We start from the raw sequence: 456 nt of genomic DNA, 5'->3' as shown, positions 1-456 counted from the left end.
GGAATCTGGTTGTTTTTGCAGAGGAGAATAATTAGAGATTTCTGGGTTAATAATATCTCTGGGATTAATTGCGGAATCTGGTTGTTTTTGCAGAGGAGAATAATTAGATATTTCTGGTGTAACAATATCTCTGGGATTAGTTGTGGAATCTGGTTGTTTTTGCAGAGGGGGATAATTAGATATTTCTGGTGTAACAATATCCGTGGGATTAATTGTGGAATCTGGTTGTTTTTGAATAGGGGAGTAATTAGAAATTTCTGGTGTAATAATATCTCTGGGATTAGTTGTGGAATCTGGTTGTTTTTGCAGAGGGGGATAATTAGAAATTTCTGGTGTAACAATATCTCTGGGATTAGTTGCGGAATCTGGTTGTTTTTGCAGAGGAGAATAATTAGATATTTCTGGTGTAACAATATCCGTGGGATTAGTTGTGGAATCTGGTTGTTTTTGCAGAGG

Annotated in this window: 1 protein-coding gene; it reads right to left on the bottom strand. The window is 36.4% G+C overall.

The window, feature by feature from the left end:
• Positions 1-456 (bottom strand): hypothetical protein (locus tag PL11201_RS27595; RefSeq protein ID WP_079681538.1); only part of this gene is annotated, 456 nt, incomplete at both ends.

The organism is Planktothrix sp. PCC 11201, from assembly GCF_900009135.1.
In the GTDB taxonomy this organism is placed as follows: Bacteria; Cyanobacteriota; Cyanobacteriia; order Cyanobacteriales; family Microcoleaceae; genus Planktothrix.
The sequence above is the reverse complement of the archived record's forward strand: the minus strand, read 5'-3'. Positions and strand labels throughout refer to the sequence as shown.